Genomic DNA, 16374 nt, shown 5'->3' on the forward strand with positions numbered 1-16374 from the left:
TTTTTCTTTTATATAATTTAAATGAAACTGTAAGCGCTTTTCGAACGGAGGAGGAGAAATGACAGATGTACGCCTGTGCTTTGATGTAGGGGGGACCTATATCAAATTTGGGGTTTTTACCGAGAAGAATCAATGGCTGGACCGAGGCAAAATCAAAACCCCGAGTAATACGCGGGATGAATTTTTTGCTGCCTTAGCTGCCAAAATAAAAGAAGTCGAGCAAGTGCATATCATCGAAGGGATCGGGCTGAGTTTTCCTGGTTTCATTGATTCAGTCAATGGCCGAGCGATCATGGCGGGGGCGTTGGCTCCTTTACACGGCTGTGCTGTCGTACAAGAGCTGCAGCAGCGTTTAAACAAGTCCTATCCGATCTGGATCGAAAATGATGCGAAATGTGCTGCTTTAGCAGAACTTTCTACCGGCAATGCTGCTGACGTACAAGATTTTGTCATGATCACATTAGGCACCGGTATTGGTGGCGCGCTCGTTCATCAGCGGCAGTTGATTCACGGACATGGGTTTCGGGCAGGAGAATTCGGAATGATGATCACTGATTTTCAAGCATCTTCTTTTGCGACCCTCCATGATCTAGCTTCAACGAGAGGACTGATTGCTGCCTATCGGCGGGCAAAAGCGATTCCTGAATCAGAGGAGATTTTAGGCGAAACCATCATGCAGCAGTGGTCGAGTGATCCTGAAACGCAGGAGATCCTGAAACAGTGGGCACGTTATGTCGCACTTGCGATTTACAACCTAGCTGTCACGATGAATCCCGAAAAAATACTGATCGGCGGCGGCATCAGCCAACACCCTGATCTATTAGCTATAATCAAACAAGCAATCAATGAGAACCCCCATTGGCCAGATTTCCAAGTGCCGATCGAGACTTGTCGTTACTATAATGATTCTGGTCTGTTAGGGGCGTTGACATTGATCCAACAAGGAGGAAAAAAATGAAATTTTCAGATGGCGGTTGGTTATTTCGTGAAGGATTTGATGTGAAATTTGCGGTGCATGTCTACGATGCCCGTAAAGAAGAAAACAAATTGGTCTTATATCTGCCTTATAGCTATGTTGGGCATAAAGGGGCAACGCTGGATGGCGGATTGTTAACGATGGAAGTCACTACCCCTAGAAGCAATATCATTGGGATCACCCTCTATAACTATAAAGGGGTCCAAGCCAAAGCCCCCGATTTTGAATTGATGACAGAAGCGATCACTCCTGATATTTCAGAAGACGAGCAATCCTATGTTTTTCGCTCGGGAGACTTGCAAGTCGTAATCACCAAAGAGGAAAATGTGACAGCTTCGTTTTATTACAAAGAACAGCTGATTACCCAAAGCAAGCCTCGCAGCAAAGCCTTAGTGATCGATCCGCAAGCAAATACCCATATCAGCGAGCAGTTGACTCTGGATGTGGGAGAAACGATCTATGGTTTAGGGGAACGCTTTACTAATTTCGTGAAGAATGGCCAAAGTGTTGATATTTGGAATGCCGATGGGGGGACTGGTACAGAGCAAGCTTATAAAAATATTCCGTTTTATGTAAGTAATAAAGGGTATGGCGTCTTTGTCAATTCACCAGATCGGGTGCAATTCGAAGTGGGGAGTGAAAAAGTTTCGCGTGTTCAATTCAGCAATCCAGGACAATCGCTACAATACTTTGTGATTGCCGGCGATGAGCTGAAACAAGTGATCCAGCGCTACACTGATTTGACGGGAAAACCGTCGCTGCCGCCTGCATGGTCCTTTGGGTTATGGCTAAGTACCTCGTTCTTGACGGATTATGATGAACAAACCGTGACGTCTTTTGTAGACGGTATGGCAGAACGTGATATCCCTCTTGAGGTCTTTCATTTTGACTGCTTATGGATGAAAGAATACGAGTGGTGCAACTTCACATGGGACGAACGAACTTTCCCAGAACCTGAAAAAATGCTGCAGCGCTTGAAAGCCAAAGGATTGAAAATCTGTGTCTGGATCAATCCTTACATTGGGCAAAAATCACCCTTGTTTGATGAAGGGATGGCCAATGGCTACTTTTTGAAACGCGCCAATGGAGATGTCTGGCAATGGGACAAATGGCAAGCTGGTTTGGCGATCGTCGACTTCACCAACCCTGAAGCGATCGCTTGGTACAACAGCAAGCTGCGTGCCTTATTAGACATGGGTGTGGATTGCTTCAAAACGGATTTTGGTGAACGGATTCCCACCGATGCGGTGTACTATGATGGCTCTGATCCAGAAAAAATGCACAATTATTACGCCTATCTATACAATAAGGTCGTCTTTGACTTGCTGAAAGAAGTCAAGGGAGCAGAAGAAGCCATCGTTTTTGCGCGGGCAGCTTCGGTTGGTTCGCAACGTTTGCCTGTACACTGGGGCGGCGACAGTACCTCGGATTATCCATCGATGGCAGAGTCGCTGCGAGCAGGTCTATCCTTTGGATTAGGCGGCTTTGGGTATTGGAGCCACGATATCTCAGGGTTTGAAGCTGGCTCAACTCCAGACCTCTACAAGCGCTGGACACAATTTGGTCTGCTGTCTTCCCATAGCCGTTACCATGGCAGCTGGGAATACAAAGTGCCATGGGTCTATGACGACGAAGCCGTGGCGGTAGCCAAAGCCTTTACCAAGTTAAAACTGTCCTTGATGCCTTACTTGCAAGCCCAATCGGTGCTAACCGCTCAAACGGGGATTCCGATGATGCGGGCAATGGTCTTAGAGTTTCCTGAAGACGAGATGACCCATCATTTGGATCGCCAATACATGCTGGGGGAACACCTTTTAGTGGCGCCCATTTTTAATGATCAAGGAACAGTCTCCTTTTACGTACCGAAAACGAAGGGGCATTGGATCGACTATTTATCTGGCAAAGCATACGAGGGCGGACGCTGGTACCAAGAAACCTATGACTATTTCCACTTGCCACTGTTAGTCCGACCAAATCAAGTCATTATCGAAGGCCATGAACAAACCAAAGCAGTCTATGACTATGCCCAACATCCAACGATCCATCTTTTTGATCCGCAAGACAAGACCGCTGCCGCTATCTATGATCACCACGGTGAGTGGATTGGCGAGGTGGCTGTCGAAAGAGTCGCTCAAGAACTGATCGTCAAGCTGACTGGCATCCAGCAAGCATCCTTGCAGATACACACGACTGCTGGAAAAACGAGCCATGAGCTGACGGCTGACCAAACCACGATAAAGGAGTTCTAGATGCCTATGCGAACCATCACGAATCCAATTTTACCTGGATTTCATCCAGATCCCAGTATTTGCCGTGTCGGTGAAGACTTTTATCTGGTGACGAGTACCTTTGAATATTTTCCTGGATTACCAATCTATCACAGTAAAAACTTGGCAGACTGGCAGCTGATTGGCCATGGACTTTCGCGACCTGAGCAGTTGCAGCTACCGACGAAAAACCCCAATGCTTTTGGTCTGTATGCCCCAACCTTGCGTTTCATCAAGGACCGCTTTTACCTCGTTTGTACTAACGTTGGCGCAAACGAAGGAGGAGAAGGCAATTTTCTGATTTGGACGGATGACATCGCTGGTGAATGGTCTGACCCGATTTGGCTGGACACCCCTGGGATCGACCCAACAATTTTCGTAGATGACGATGGGCAGACCTATTACTTAGGCACCCATAAGGAGATCTATCTGCGGACAATCGATTTGGCTTCTGGAGAACTAGGCCCGCGGCAAAATATTTGGACGGGCAGCGGAGCGGCTGATCCAGAAGGCCCCCACTTGTATAAAAAAGACGGTTATTACTACCTGTTGATCTCCGAAGGCGGAACGTCCTATGGGCATATGCTGACCATGGCCCGCAGCCGTTCCTTGACGGGACCCTATGAAGCATGCCCCAACAATCCAGTGATGACCAATCGCAGTACGAATCTGCCACTGCAAGCCGCAGGGCATGCGGATCTCGTGCAAGATACTAAAGGCAACTGGTGGGCAGTCTGTCTAGCAGTACGCCCCATCAGCTATCCTTTGAGGCATTTGTTAGGGCGGGAAACATGCCTACTGCCAGTAGACTGGTCAAACCCATGGCCGGTGTTTGGCGAAGAAGGTCATTTACCAGAAACCATTCAGGTAGACGCAGCGGCGGCACCAAAGGAAACACAAAAGAAGAGCAGCAAGCCTGATTACGTGACTTTATTCGAATGGGACCCGACGTTGATTGAAGAAGAGGCGCATGGCTTCTTGCTGCATCCTAATCAGATGGGTCTGTCTGATCAAGGCAAACTCGCGGCTGTGTTCCAACGGCAAACCGCCTTTGAGCAACAATTTCAAGCAACCTTTGATTGTCGGCAACTAACGGATGGACAAGCGGGATTGACGGTTTTCTTAAATGCCACCCATCACTATGAGGGCTACCTGGAAAAAACGGCGTCCAGTCAGCAGCTAGTTTTCCGCCGACAAATCGGTTCCCTATGGAAAGTGGAAAAGAAACTGCCTTATGCAGCAGATACAGTCACCTTGCAGCTGAGCGCAGATAAAGAAACTTATCGTTTTTCTGTTGTTGATGAGCAAGGACAAGCACAACCTTTAGGTAGGGGAGAAACAAAATATCTGACTACTGAAGTTGGCGGTGTCTTTACTGGGATCATGGTAGGCTGCTATGCTAGCGCCTCTTCATCCCAACAAACCCTTCGTGTGCGGGATTTCTAATCAATCAAAAGCCCCCCTTCGATTTCTGAAACAGGAATTGAAGGGGGGCTTTACTGTTTTAGCGTGGAGAAAATGAATCTTGGCTTAGATCGTGGATCCGCAAGGTGACTTGTGTGCCGCTGCCCAGCACACTCTCGATCGACAAGCCGTATTCAGGTCCATAAAACATTTTGACCCGATGATTGACGTTGGCTAGCCCAATGTTCTTTTTGGCATGGGTGGAGGGCGTCTTGATTTTTTGCTGCAAGCGTTCAAGTTTTTCTGGCGGTATCCCGCTGCCGTTGTCTTGTACCACGATCACCAGATCATGGCCGTCTTTGGTAATCGTCAAACGGACAAACCCTGGATAGGTGATGCCTTCCAAGCCATGGGAGATGGCGTTTTCCACCAATGGTTGAATCAGGAGGGGCAATATTTGGACTTCTTTTTGGTCGATCTCATTGGAGACTGAATAGGAAAAGTTGACTCGATCGCCAAAGCGCATCCGCTGGATCTTGACATACACGTGAACCGCGTCTAAGGACTCTTCTAATCTCGTTCGCTTGGTTCCGTGGGCTTCTAGCGTATAGCGCATCGATTTTGCCAGTAACTTAATGGCATAAACGACGTCAGAATTGCCAGAAGTCAGCGCCATCATACGAATCGTTTCTAATGTATTGAACAAGAAGTGGGGGTTGATTTGCCCCGCTAAGATATTAAATTCCATTTGCTGCTGCTGAGTCAACAGCTCTTGCTGTGCCAAACGTGAACGGTAGATCTCTTCTTCTTTTTTCTTGATTCGTTGAATGATCTTGTGGAAATCAAGAGAGATCTGTGAAATCTCGTCTTCACCGCTGATATTTTGAAAGAAATCATAATCCTCGATCGAGGCAAAGTAGACCGCCTGCTGCAGTTGAGAGATTCGTTTGGTAAAGAATCGAGCAAAGAGAAAGACGATGATGAAAGTAGTGATCAAAATCACCAAAACGATCGTGCTCCACCGGATCAGATTGGCGCTTAGATTGCTGTAGGCATTGGTATCCGCACTATAAATCGTGATGATGTCTTCTTTGTTACTCATGGGTAAGGTGCTTTTGGTGAGCATCACCTTGGTACCATCATTTTTTAAAAAGGCAGCACTCGTTTGCGGCTCAGAAAGAGCTGTCAGCTGTCCCGGTTCCCCAACTTGATTGATTTTGTCGCTATAAAAGATGACATCATCATTTAACTGTAATTCCAATTCATAGGATGAATTACGAAGTCGGTTACTGAGATAATTGTAATCGACTTGGATCTCCAAAACGGCTGTTTCTTTTGATAAAGGCAAAGGCAACGTTTTATAAAGACTCAAACGATTTGCTTTGTAATCCTCTGGCATCGTCATCAAAAAAGCATCGGGTTGCTTGAGCGCTCGTTGGTACCAGGCGGTCGCTTGAATCGTGTCATCTGCCTGTTGAAAATATTTATAGTTCGGAATGGTTTGATTCGTTGTATAGATGGTTAATTTCGCAATCGAGGTTTGAAGATTTCTGATCTCATCTAGCTGATCATAGCTATTGATGTCCACGATCGCTTCTTGGTCGTCAAGGTAATTGGCAGTTAAAAGTTGACGTAGATGGGTATCGTTTGATAAGGAACTCGCCGTGTTTGTCAGCGTGTTTGTTGTATCAAAAAGAACAGATTTGACACGCTGAGCATTCAACTCTGCCAAGTGTTGGTAATTGCCTGTCAGCTGTTTAGTTGAATCGTAGACCAATAAGAGACCTATAGTCACTGTGGATAAAAAAACAACAGGTAGATAAAGAATGAACAATTGTCGCCGAATGGAAAACTGACTCAGACGACGAAAAAGTGAGAGATGACTGATTCTTTTCATGCTTGTTGATTACGAAAGATAGAAAGCAACAGGAACGAACTACAATAAATAACAAAAGAAAAGCCAAAAATCAACAAGAGAAATTTAAACAACGGAAATAAAACAACAAAACAAAACGCAGCGATAGGAATAAGTGCGAGGGCTAACGAACGGATAGGGTCCGCGATCGGTAACAGAAACGCATTTTTTAGTGTTTGCCTAAAGCTGTTTTCATAACGTCCAATTAACGCAAGGCAATAGACTAACACAATAAACAGATAAATAGCTGTAACAATTAGAGCGAAAGCAAAAATACTGGCAAGAATGGTTTTTGAGGAAAACCAAAACAAGCTACTATACAGTAGTGCTACCATGGGGAGCCCAAGAAGGAGAAAACTACCGGTGGCTTTCATAAAGTTTGCTCGTAGCGCTCGCACATAGCCTACAATCAATTCACCACGCTCCTCATCCGCATAACGAATCGTCACTTCATAAAGGGCAGCTGTCGCAGCACCAATTGTAATAATTGGCAAACAGCTAATGATATATAGTAAATTTAACAATGTGAATTGTGAAAAAACGGTAGTTATTTTGTACAGTTGACCATCAGGATTGTACTTCATTTTTATCCCTCCAAAATTGATATATTCCTATAGTACTCGCAAAAAACAAATTTTGAAAGCCTTACTATTCGAGCGGTTTCTAGCGAAAACATTGATAGATCAACGTTCTTTATAAATAAAAGAAAAATGAAGTCTAAAATGTACGGATTGACCTCTATTTTTCACAGGTGGCAAATAAGCATTCAGGTGCTAGTATTAAAAATGTAAAAGCGGTTACAAAAAAAAGGGGGAGGAAAATGGAAAGTAAACTAAGCAGTGTCCCAAGAAAAAATAAGCGGGTGACACGAGAAGGGAAGATTTTGTTTTTATGTATCGTTCCCTTTCTGATTCTCGTGTTTTTGTTCTCTTATTTTCCTTTGCACGGATGGATTTATTCACTTTATGATTACAAACCAGCATTAGGTTTAGCGCGCAGCGAGTTCGTAGGCTTCAAATGGTTTCGACTTCTTGTCTCTAGTCCAACACAAGTGGATCAGATCGTACAAGTAATGAAAAACACCTTTGCCATGAGTTTTTTAGGGATCGCCACTTCGATCCTACCAGTAGGCTTCGCCATTTTACTGAACGAAATCAAGTGCAAATGGTTTAAAAATTTGGTCCAAACGCTGACCACGCTGCCGAATTTTATCAGTTGGGTTTTGGTGTATACGATTGCCTTTAGCTTGTTTTCTTCAACAGGGCTGGTAAACACGTTGCTGCAAGAATGGGGCTTCGTTACCGATCCAGTCAAATTTTTGGATAGCGGCAATCATACGTGGCTGATGATGTGTCTTTGGAATATTTGGAAAGGCTTGGGCTGGGGTGCCATCATGTATCTTGCAGGCATTTCAGGAATTGACCCCGAACTGTATGAATCGGCACGAATCGATGGGGCGAATCGTTTCCACCTGATGCGTCATATCACACTACCTGCCTTGATGCCGACGTTCCTTGTGATGCTGATGCTGTCTATCGCCAACTTGCTGAACAACGGAATGGATCAGTACTTTGTCTTCCAAAATGCATTCAATCGAAATACGATCCAAGTCCTCGATTTGTATGTCTACAATTTAGGGATGGGCGGAAATAGTCTATCGCTAGCGACCGCGATCAGTATGCTAAAAAGTGTCATTTCTGTTGCCTTGTTAGCCATCGTCAATATTGCTTCGAAAAAAATTCGGGGGACATCCATTATTTAGAAGAGGAGGATATCAATGGAACTATCGATTAGTGAAAAGAAAAAGGCGAAAAAAGTGCGCAAACGTGAAAACCTGACGTTTAGTATCCTCAACTATACCTTTTTCTTTTTGATTACGTTGATTTGCGCGTATCCCTTTTATTACTTGATCATTAATTCAATCAGTAATAATGAGTTGAGTGCGTTAGGCCAAATTCGCTTTTTTCCACAAGAGATCCATTTTGAAAACTATAGTCAAGTGTTACAGCTAAAAGGATTGCCTCTAGCCGCAACGGTTTCGGTGGCTAGAACGGTGATTGGTACCGCCGCGACTGTCTTAGCTTCAGCCTTCTTAGGCTTCATGTTTACCCAAGAAAAAATGTGGAAACGAAAATTTTGGTATCGCTTTGTCGTGATTACAATGTATTTCAATGCAGGGTTGATTCCATTATTCATCACGATGAAGACATTAGGTTTAACGAATAACTTTTGGGTCTATATTTTGCCGGCTGTCGTTCAGCCCTTTAATATCATCTTGGTGAAAACCTATATTGAGTCGATCCCCAAATCATTGCAAGAAGCAGCTGAAATGGATGGAGCTGGCATCATTCAAGTATTCTTTCGGGTAATTTTACCCAACTGTACGCCGATTTTAGCAACAGTAGCGATTTTCTCGGCAGTGGGTCAATGGAATTCCTTCCAGGATACATTGATTTACATTACGGATCAAAGTCTCTACTCCTTGCAATACCTTCTTTACACGTATATCAATCAAGCCAATTCGTTGGCACAAATGGTCAAAAATACCTCGGGATCACTTTCCAGCATCGCTTCAGCAGCAACAACGCAGACGCCGACGTCGATCCGCATGACCGTTTCAGTCATTGTTGTTTTACCAATCATGTTCATTTATCCGCTATTCCAGAAGTATTTTGTTAAAGGAATTATGTTGGGTGCGGTGAAAGGCTAATAAAAAGAAAGAGGGAAGAAAATGAAAAAAATGTCCAAATATGTAGCAACAGGTTTGTTAGGCATGACATTGCTAGGTAGTTTAGCCGGCTGTGGAGGAGCGGCTGAATCTGACACAGACGCTGCTTCCAGCGAAAGTGGCTACGATGAAACGATCACGATCGATGTCTATAATGGGCTAGCCAACTATATGGGGATGCAAGAAGGTTGGTTTGCCAAAATCGTGCGGGATAAATTCAATATGGAATTGAACATCATCGCACCAAACGTTGCTGGAAACGGTGATACCCTTTATCAAACGCGAACGGCAGCAGGCGATTTGGGTGATTTGATCATTGTTGATAATGGCCAACAATACAACGAATTGGTTGAAGCAGGTTTGTTGACCGATGCGAGCGAGTATTATGAAACTATGGAAAACGTTCAGCGCTTCGATGCGGCTGTTCAAAATCTAAACAAAGATGCCGATGGGCTGTATGGCTTTCCAACTTCTGTTTCTACCTTAAAAGCCACCGATCCTTCAGAAGGATTAGACCCTACATTTGGTGCTTACGTGCGTTGGGATCTTTATGGGGAGCAAGGATACCCAGAAATAGGGACATTGGAAGACCTGCTTCCTGTGATTCAAAAAATGCAAGAAGACAATCCAACAACAGATTCTGGCAAAAAAGTGTATGGGTTTTCTCTATTCAGCGATTGGGACGGCAACATGATGAATGCAGGCAAACAGCTTGTCACCTACTATGGGTACGATGAATCAGGATTTGTCTTGGCAAAAGCCGATGGATCTGATTATCAAAGCATTCTCGATAGTGACTCTGAATATATTCGTGCACTTAAGTTTTACTTCGAAGCCAATCAAATGGGCTTAGTTGACCCAGAATCAACGACGCAAAATTACGATACACTTTTTGCAAAATTCCAAGAAGGACAAGTGCTATTCTCATGGTGGCCTTGGTTAGGTCAAGCGGCATTTAATACGACCACGAACTTGACTGAAGGAAAAGGCTTTATGTTGGCACCGATCCAAGATCAAAAAATCTTCTCTTATGGTGCGGAAGTATACGGTGGCAAACAATTTATCGGGATCGGTTCTAATGCCGAAGACCCAGAGCGAATCGCAGCCTTCATTGACTGGCTCTACTCATCAGAAGGTGTGTTAGCAAATTCTTCTCAAACAAGCGGCAGTAGTGGTCCAGAAGGGTTGACTTGGGAAATGAAAGACGGCGAGCCTGTCTTAACTGAGTTCGGAAAACAAGCATTGCTAGATGGTGATGGGGATGTGCCAGAAGAATACGGTGGCGGAAGTTACAAAGATGGCGTATCTGCACTCAACGTCAATACGGTATTACCGATCGATATCAATCCTGATACAGGCTTCCCTTATGCTTATACGATGTGGGAAAGCTACCAAAATGAAACAACCGATCCTGTAAAAGAAGATTGGTCAAAAAATATGGGTGGTGCAGAATCCACCATTGGCTATTTAGAGGAGAACGACCAATTGTTAGTTGCCCCTGGTGCCAGCTATGTAGCGCCAGAAGATAGTTCAGAGATCTCTACGTTGCGTAACCAAGCCAAAGCGACGATCATCGAGTACTCTTGGCGAATGGTTTTTGCCAAAGATGAAGCAGAATTTGATCAATTGCTAAAAGAAATGCAAGAAACAGCAGATGGTCTTGGCTATCAAACCGTTTTGGAATTTGACATGAACAATGCAAAAGATCAAAACGAAAAACGGATAGAAGTAGCGAAAGAATTTGGGGACTAATCAAAAACAAACAAAGAATCGCTCGAGTGATTTGCCAACGGTTCCTTGGCAAAAGTGAGTATACAGCCTTTGGATAAGCAATCACTTAAGAAGATTGATCCAGCACCAGCGGATCAATCTTCTTTCTTTAAGGAGGAAAACAATGATAGTGGATAAAAAAGATCGTTTGCTTTTTATGGGGGATTCGATCACAGATAGCAATCGAAATTATCAAGCGATACCCGCAGGTTGGTCTTCATGGGGGGACGGCTATGTTCATCTGATCAACGCCTATACCACAGCATTACTCCCGCAAATGGAATTAATGATCGTCAACCGGGGTGTCAGTGGGGATACGGTTGTCGATTTGAAGAAGCGCTGGAAGGATGATGTGTTGGCATTTCAACCAGATTGGGTAACGATCATGATCGGTGTGAATGATGTGTGGCGGCATTTTGATGGAACCTTTGCTCAAACGGAACTAGTGGGGATCGAGAGATTTGAATCAGAGCTGCGTGATTTGATCGAGCAGACCTTGCCAAATGTCAAGGGGATGATTCTTTTGAGCCCGTTTATGGTTGAAGCCAACAAAGAAGATCCATTAAGAAAAATGCTTGCCAATTACCAACAAGTGCTTGCCAAAGTAGCGCAAGAGTATGGTATCCTTTTAGGGGATACGCAGGAAAAGTTTGATGATTTTTTGCTTTATCAATCATCCTATGTCTTAAGCAGTGATCGCGTGCACCCCTCGACTGCAGGACATGTGTTGATTGCAAAAACATGGCTGGAAACAGTCGGTATTTTGGAGGAAAAACAATGATCACAGTAGAAACGATCCAGCAAGTCGCACATCAAGGCCCCTTTTTTCCAAATTGGCAGTCATTGGGCGCTTTTGTTCTACCGGAATGGTTCCGCAAAGCAAAATTTGGGGTCTTCATTCATTGGGGACTGTACAGTGTTCCAGCCTTTCACAATGAATGGTATTCAAGAAATATGTACATCAAAGGCCATCCAGAATACGATCACCATATTGAAACCTATGGTCCACAAAAAAACTTTGGCTACAAAGACTTTATTCCGATGTTTACCGCAGATAAATTTGATGCAAATGAATGGATTCGCTTGATCAAACAAGCCGGTGCCAATTATCTTTTTCCCGTTGCAGAACATCACGACGGGTTTCAGATGTATAAAAGCGAACTGTCTGAATGGAATGCGTCAGTTATGGGGCCGAAAAAAGATATTCTTGGGGAACTAAAAGAAGCAGCAGAGGAGCAAGGCCTGCATTTTTGTACCTCATCTCATCGTGCCGAACATTGGTTTTTTATGGGACACGGTAAGGATTTTGACAGTGATATCAAGGAGCCGTTGGCAAAAGGCGACTTTTACTGGCCAGCGATGCCAGAGCCAGACCATGAAAGTCTCTTTAGCGAGCCATACCCGTCAAAAGAATTTTTAGATGATTGGCTGCTTAGAACCTGTGAACTCGTCGACAACTATCAACCAGAGCTGCTGTATTTTGATTGGTGGATCCAACATGAAGCCTTCAAGGAGCATTTGCAACTTTTCGCTGCTTACTATTACAATCGTGGGGCTGAATGGGGCAAACAAGTTGGTATTTGCTACAAGCACGATGCCATGATGTTTGGTAGCGGTATCGTGGAGATTGAACGGGGGAAATTTGCCGAACCACAACCTTTTTACTGGCAAACAGACACAGCAATCGCTCGTAATTCATGGTGCTATACCACGACATTGGATTATAAAACAACACGTGAGATTTTACAGGATTTGATCGAAGTCGTCAGTAAAAACGGCAATCTCCTTTTGAATATCGGGCCGAAAGGGGATGGTTCGATCCCAGAAAAAGATCAAGCGATCTTAAAAGAAATCGGTGCGTGGCTGGATGTAAATGGTGAAGCCATTTATGAAGCGAAACCATGGCGCAAAGCAGGGGAAGGGCCCACGACTGTAGTTTCGGGCCAATTTCAAGAAGCACAGGCGACGACATACACGAGCCAGGATTTCCGCTTTACGGTTCAGGGGGATTCGTTGTATGCGATTGGCATGGCAAGTCCTGAGAATGGACACGCAAGGATCCAAGCACTGGCACAATCCAAAGACCAAAATTTGCCAGAATTTCACGGCATCATCAAAACCGTCACGATTCTAGGATACGAAGAACAGCCTGTTGATTGGCAAGTGACCGATGAAGGCTTGCAACTAACTTTTGAACCAATTGAAACCGACCAACCAATTGTCTATAAAATTACAATGAAATGAGGCGCAACCCGTGATACATGAAAAAAGATCTGCACTTTTACCAGAAAGCCAAGCAAGTTTAACTACCTATGTCATCGAAAATTCTCCTGAAATGGAACCAGATCGTGTCCGACCAGCGGTCATCATCTGTCCTGGCGGCGGCTATGAAATGTTGTCGGATCGTGAAGCGGAACCTATCGCCATCAAAATGATGAGCTTTGGGTTCCAAGCCTTTGTGTTGCATTATAGTATCAAACCGGCTGTCTATCCGTTAGCCTTAAAGGAATTGGCTGCTGCCGTTCGTCTTGTCCGCACCAATCATGACACCTGGCACGTCGATCCTGAAAAAATCATCGTTGCTGGTTTTTCAGCTGGTGGCCATTTAGCTGCTAACTTGGGTGTGTCTTGGCAGCAACCTTTTCTAGCAGAGGCTTTACAAGGAGCCAATGAAGAATGGCGGCCTAACGGGTTACTGTTGAGCTACCCAGTATTATCTAGTGGAGAACTTGGGCACCAAGATTCCTTCCGTTCATTATTAGCAGATCGTTACGAAACAGAAAAAGCCGCCTTGTCTTTAGAGACTTTAGTCAATGAACAGACACCACCAACGTTTCTTTGGCAAACATTAGAAGATGGATTAGTCTTGGCGGAAAACAGCCTCCTTTTTGCCGAACAGCTGCGCAAATTTAATATACCTTATGAGCTACACATTTTCCCTCGGGGCGGTCACGGGTTAAGTTTAGGAACGCCAGAAACCGCCAACAGCGATCAACATGGGATCGAAGCGTCGGTTGTCCGTTGGCCAGAATTATTTGCTGATTGGGTAAAATGGAATTTTTGAGAAACGTTTAATGATCGAAAGAAACAAGCCATTGTCTGCTGAGTTCAGACAATGGCTTTTCTTTTCGTTGTTATCAGATAGTTTATTCAGCTGAAAAGACAACCGTTCCTTGATAAAAACTTTTGCTGACGAAGCCTTTGCGGGCGACAAATTCTGCCGTACAAGCAGCTGGTGTCAGCAAGAAATCAGCCGAATCACCAACCTTAGGCCATTGCTGCGCACCGTTTTTATCTAATGGCACTTTGCCATCAGTAACCAGACCTAGGGCTTGCGTCAAGTCTTCCTGACTTTTGACAGCAAAAATCTCTAAATAGCGCGCCAGCTTTTCTTGTAAAGAACCGTCGCCAAGAGAAGACCAAGAATCATAGACATTGTCGCAACCGATATGAACAGCCACGCCATAGCTTTGCAATTCCTTCAGTGGCGGGATCGTTCCTGGGCTGATGGGAATACTTGAAATGATATGGATCTCTAAGTCTGCTAAGGCTTGAAAGACTTCTTTGCGTTCTTCTCCCTCAAAGTCATTTAGACCAAAGGCGTGACTGATCGCTACTTTTCCTTGCATATTGAATTCCTTCGTCAAACGAATCATTTCTTTGACGGTCGCTCTGCCAGCTTCTTGCCGATCATGAAGATGGAGGTCAATACCGACATGCCCTTTTTGAGCAAGTTCAAAAGTTGTCCGTAAGGAAGTTTTATAATCTTGATCGAGTGTATAAGGATCAACACCGCCAATATAAGAAGCTTTGCCCGTTGCTAAGGCTTCTTCAATCAAGGAAGCAGCATCTGAGCGCAGCAAGCCATGTTGGGGAAATAAGACCAGCTCTGAACCAAAAGGCTGTTCGGCAACGAATTCAGTGATCGCATCAAAATAACGCAGCTGAGTCATTGGTTCAATATCGATATGTGAGCGGAACATCACCGCACCGTGAGGTAGTTCTAAATCAATCAGCGCTTGTCCGCGTTCTTTGATCGATAACGGTAAGGCATCTAATTGGGGAATCTCAGTTTCAAATCGTTCCACCAAGCTAGCTGCTGGCGTTACTGGACGCCAAGGAGTACCTAATTTACTTTTGTCCAAATGACAATGTTTTTCGATCAATCCTGGCAACAATAACTGATTTTCCCCATCAATGATCGTCGCTTCGCTTGATGCCTGCCATTCAGTCATCGGCACGATCTCCGCTATTTTTCCATCATTGATCCCGATTGCTGTATTTTCTGTTTTGGTTCCATAAGACCAGTCGCCTTCTTTTAAATAACTCGTCTCAAGTTGAACATTTGTAAGCCATAAATCCAAGAAATCGCCTTCTTTCGTGTTTGCTTCATGGTATCATAACCGCGGCTGGTTCCCAATCAAATCGCTTGCAAAAAAACAGATAAACTAAAACGTTTTAGCAATATAGCTATTTTTCTCTCTGGTAATAGGAATATTCTCAGAATTTTTTTGTGAAAACGCTTGAATAGAGAAAAATTGTCTGGTAATATGTGGATGTAACGAAAAGGTTTTCGAAAGGAGGGTACTTATGCTGATTTTAAGATTGCTAGCATTTTTAATTGATGGAATAATTATTTTTCTTCCTAGTACAATGCTTAGCTATCTTCTAATGGTGCCTGCTGGAATAACTATTGTTTTGCCTCAATTGCTCTTTGTGGTCTACAACATGGTTTGCTTGAGTAGTTTTGAAGGAAAAACGATTGGAAAGCATTTTGCGAAACTTGTTGTTTTTACGAATCAGCGTGATCTACTAACGGTGGGGATGAGGGAAGTAGCAAAATTGCTCTACTTTTTGCCAATGATCGGTTGGTTGTTTTTCATTGGTTCTTTCTTAGTCTATTTGGGTACGAAAAAAACTTTACACGATATATTAGGACAGAGTACGGTGGGATTTAATAAGAAAGAGGAGAATGATCACTATGAGCGAAACCTCCTTCGATGAATTGTTAGCTGGAAATCCTTTAATAGAAATCAATACACAAGCTCTGTTTTTGTTAGTTGTTCTTGCCTGGGCTAGTGCGAGTCTTATTGCTTGGAAGTGGCGAAACGAATACCAAGCCGCAAAAATAATTAGAGACTATGCTTATTATGCGCCACTTCACTTAATCGTAGGATTTGTTTTTCTTAACGCAGCAATTGTTCTAGTAATTGGTAGTTATTTAATGGGCTTGATTGTGCTTTTATTTCGGTCCAATAATTATTTTTATAAATAAAAAAATTTTTGAAAGAAACTAAAACGTTTTCTTAAGATC

14 protein-coding genes are annotated in these 16374 nt (G+C 43.9%); 11 read left to right on the top strand and 3 right to left on the bottom strand.

Annotation, left to right across the window (positions count from 1 at the left end; translation table 11 throughout):
• Positions 1-58 precede the first annotated feature (58 nt).
• From P0G38_RS03210 to P0G38_RS03220, 3 genes are read left to right on the top strand one after another with little or no spacing between them, the layout of a single operon-like run.
• Positions 59-958 carry an ROK family protein gene (locus tag P0G38_RS03210; protein WP_275854022.1) on the top strand — a complete coding sequence of 300 codons (900 nt, stop codon included), beginning with the start codon at positions 59-61 and terminating at the stop codon, positions 956-958.
• Positions 955-3225, top strand: a complete 2271-nt coding sequence (gene yicI, locus P0G38_RS03215) for an alpha-xylosidase (protein WP_275854023.1) — start codon at positions 955-957, stop codon at positions 3223-3225. The genes P0G38_RS03210 and yicI overlap by 4 nt, the downstream gene beginning before the upstream one ends.
• Positions 3226-4689 (top strand): glycoside hydrolase family 43 protein, encoded by a 1464-nt coding sequence (locus P0G38_RS03220; RefSeq protein WP_275854024.1) that lies wholly within the window; start codon positions 3226-3228, stop codon positions 4687-4689.
• A 58-nt stretch (positions 4690-4747) separates the two neighbouring features.
• Here P0G38_RS03220 and P0G38_RS03225 read toward each other — a convergent pair whose 3' ends face one another.
• Both P0G38_RS03225 and P0G38_RS03230 read right to left on the bottom strand, forming a co-directional pair.
• On the bottom strand, positions 4748-6544 hold the full coding sequence (locus P0G38_RS03225) for a sensor histidine kinase (RefSeq protein ID WP_275854025.1): 1797 nt from the start codon (positions 6542-6544) through the stop codon (positions 4748-4750).
• A complete protein-coding gene (locus tag P0G38_RS03230; protein WP_275854026.1) occupies positions 6541-7146 on the bottom strand; it encodes a YesL family protein in 606 nt (201 codons plus the stop codon). The genes P0G38_RS03225 and P0G38_RS03230 overlap by 4 nt, the downstream gene beginning before the upstream one ends.
• A gap of 236 nt (positions 7147-7382) precedes the next feature.
• On the opposite strand from P0G38_RS03230, the gene P0G38_RS03235 reads away from it, so the two are divergent.
• From P0G38_RS03235 to P0G38_RS03260, 6 genes are all read left to right on the top strand, one after another.
• The gene (locus tag P0G38_RS03235; protein WP_005228459.1) at positions 7383-8324 is read left to right on the top strand and encodes an ABC transporter permease; all 942 of its coding nucleotides are present in this window, start codon (positions 7383-7385) and stop codon (positions 8322-8324) included.
• 15 nt (positions 8325-8339) lie between these two features.
• Entirely contained in the window at positions 8340-9272 is a 933-nt protein-coding gene (locus tag P0G38_RS03240; protein ID WP_005228460.1) for a carbohydrate ABC transporter permease, read from the top strand.
• A gap of 21 nt (positions 9273-9293) precedes the next feature.
• Positions 9294-11042: a type 2 periplasmic-binding domain-containing protein gene (locus P0G38_RS03245; protein WP_086295685.1), complete on the top strand. Its 1749-nt coding sequence runs from the start codon at positions 9294-9296 to the stop codon at positions 11040-11042.
• Between the two features lie 142 nt (positions 11043-11184).
• Positions 11185-11841, top strand: coding sequence for an SGNH/GDSL hydrolase family protein (locus P0G38_RS03250; protein ID WP_005228462.1), 657 nt, complete (start codon positions 11185-11187; stop codon positions 11839-11841).
• Positions 11838-13304, top strand: a complete 1467-nt coding sequence (locus tag P0G38_RS03255; protein WP_005228463.1) for an alpha-L-fucosidase — start codon at positions 11838-11840, stop codon at positions 13302-13304. The genes P0G38_RS03250 and P0G38_RS03255 overlap by 4 nt, the downstream gene beginning before the upstream one ends.
• 10 nt (positions 13305-13314) lie before the next feature.
• Positions 13315-14124, top strand: coding sequence for an alpha/beta hydrolase (locus P0G38_RS03260; protein ID WP_275854027.1), 810 nt, complete (start codon positions 13315-13317; stop codon positions 14122-14124).
• An 82-nt stretch (positions 14125-14206) separates the two neighbouring features.
• On the opposite strand, the gene P0G38_RS03265 is transcribed toward P0G38_RS03260, so the two are convergent.
• On the bottom strand, positions 14207-15424 hold the full coding sequence (locus tag P0G38_RS03265; RefSeq protein WP_275854028.1) for an amidohydrolase family protein: 1218 nt from the start codon (positions 15422-15424) through the stop codon (positions 14207-14209).
• 226 nt (positions 15425-15650) lie between these two features.
• On the opposite strand from P0G38_RS03265, the gene P0G38_RS03270 reads away from it, so the two are divergent.
• Both P0G38_RS03270 and P0G38_RS03275 read left to right on the top strand, forming a co-directional pair.
• Entirely contained in the window at positions 15651-16064 is a 414-nt protein-coding gene (locus P0G38_RS03270) for an RDD family protein (protein ID WP_087627918.1), read from the top strand.
• Positions 16042-16335 (top strand): hypothetical protein, encoded by a 294-nt coding sequence (locus P0G38_RS03275; protein WP_275854029.1) that lies wholly within the window; start codon positions 16042-16044, stop codon positions 16333-16335. The genes P0G38_RS03270 and P0G38_RS03275 overlap by 23 nt, the downstream gene beginning before the upstream one ends.
• Positions 16336-16374 lie beyond the last annotated feature (39 nt).

Origin of the sequence: Enterococcus casseliflavus (genome assembly GCF_029215545.1) — a bacterium.
Taxonomy (GTDB): domain Bacteria; phylum Bacillota; class Bacilli; order Lactobacillales; family Enterococcaceae; genus Enterococcus_D; species Enterococcus_D casseliflavus.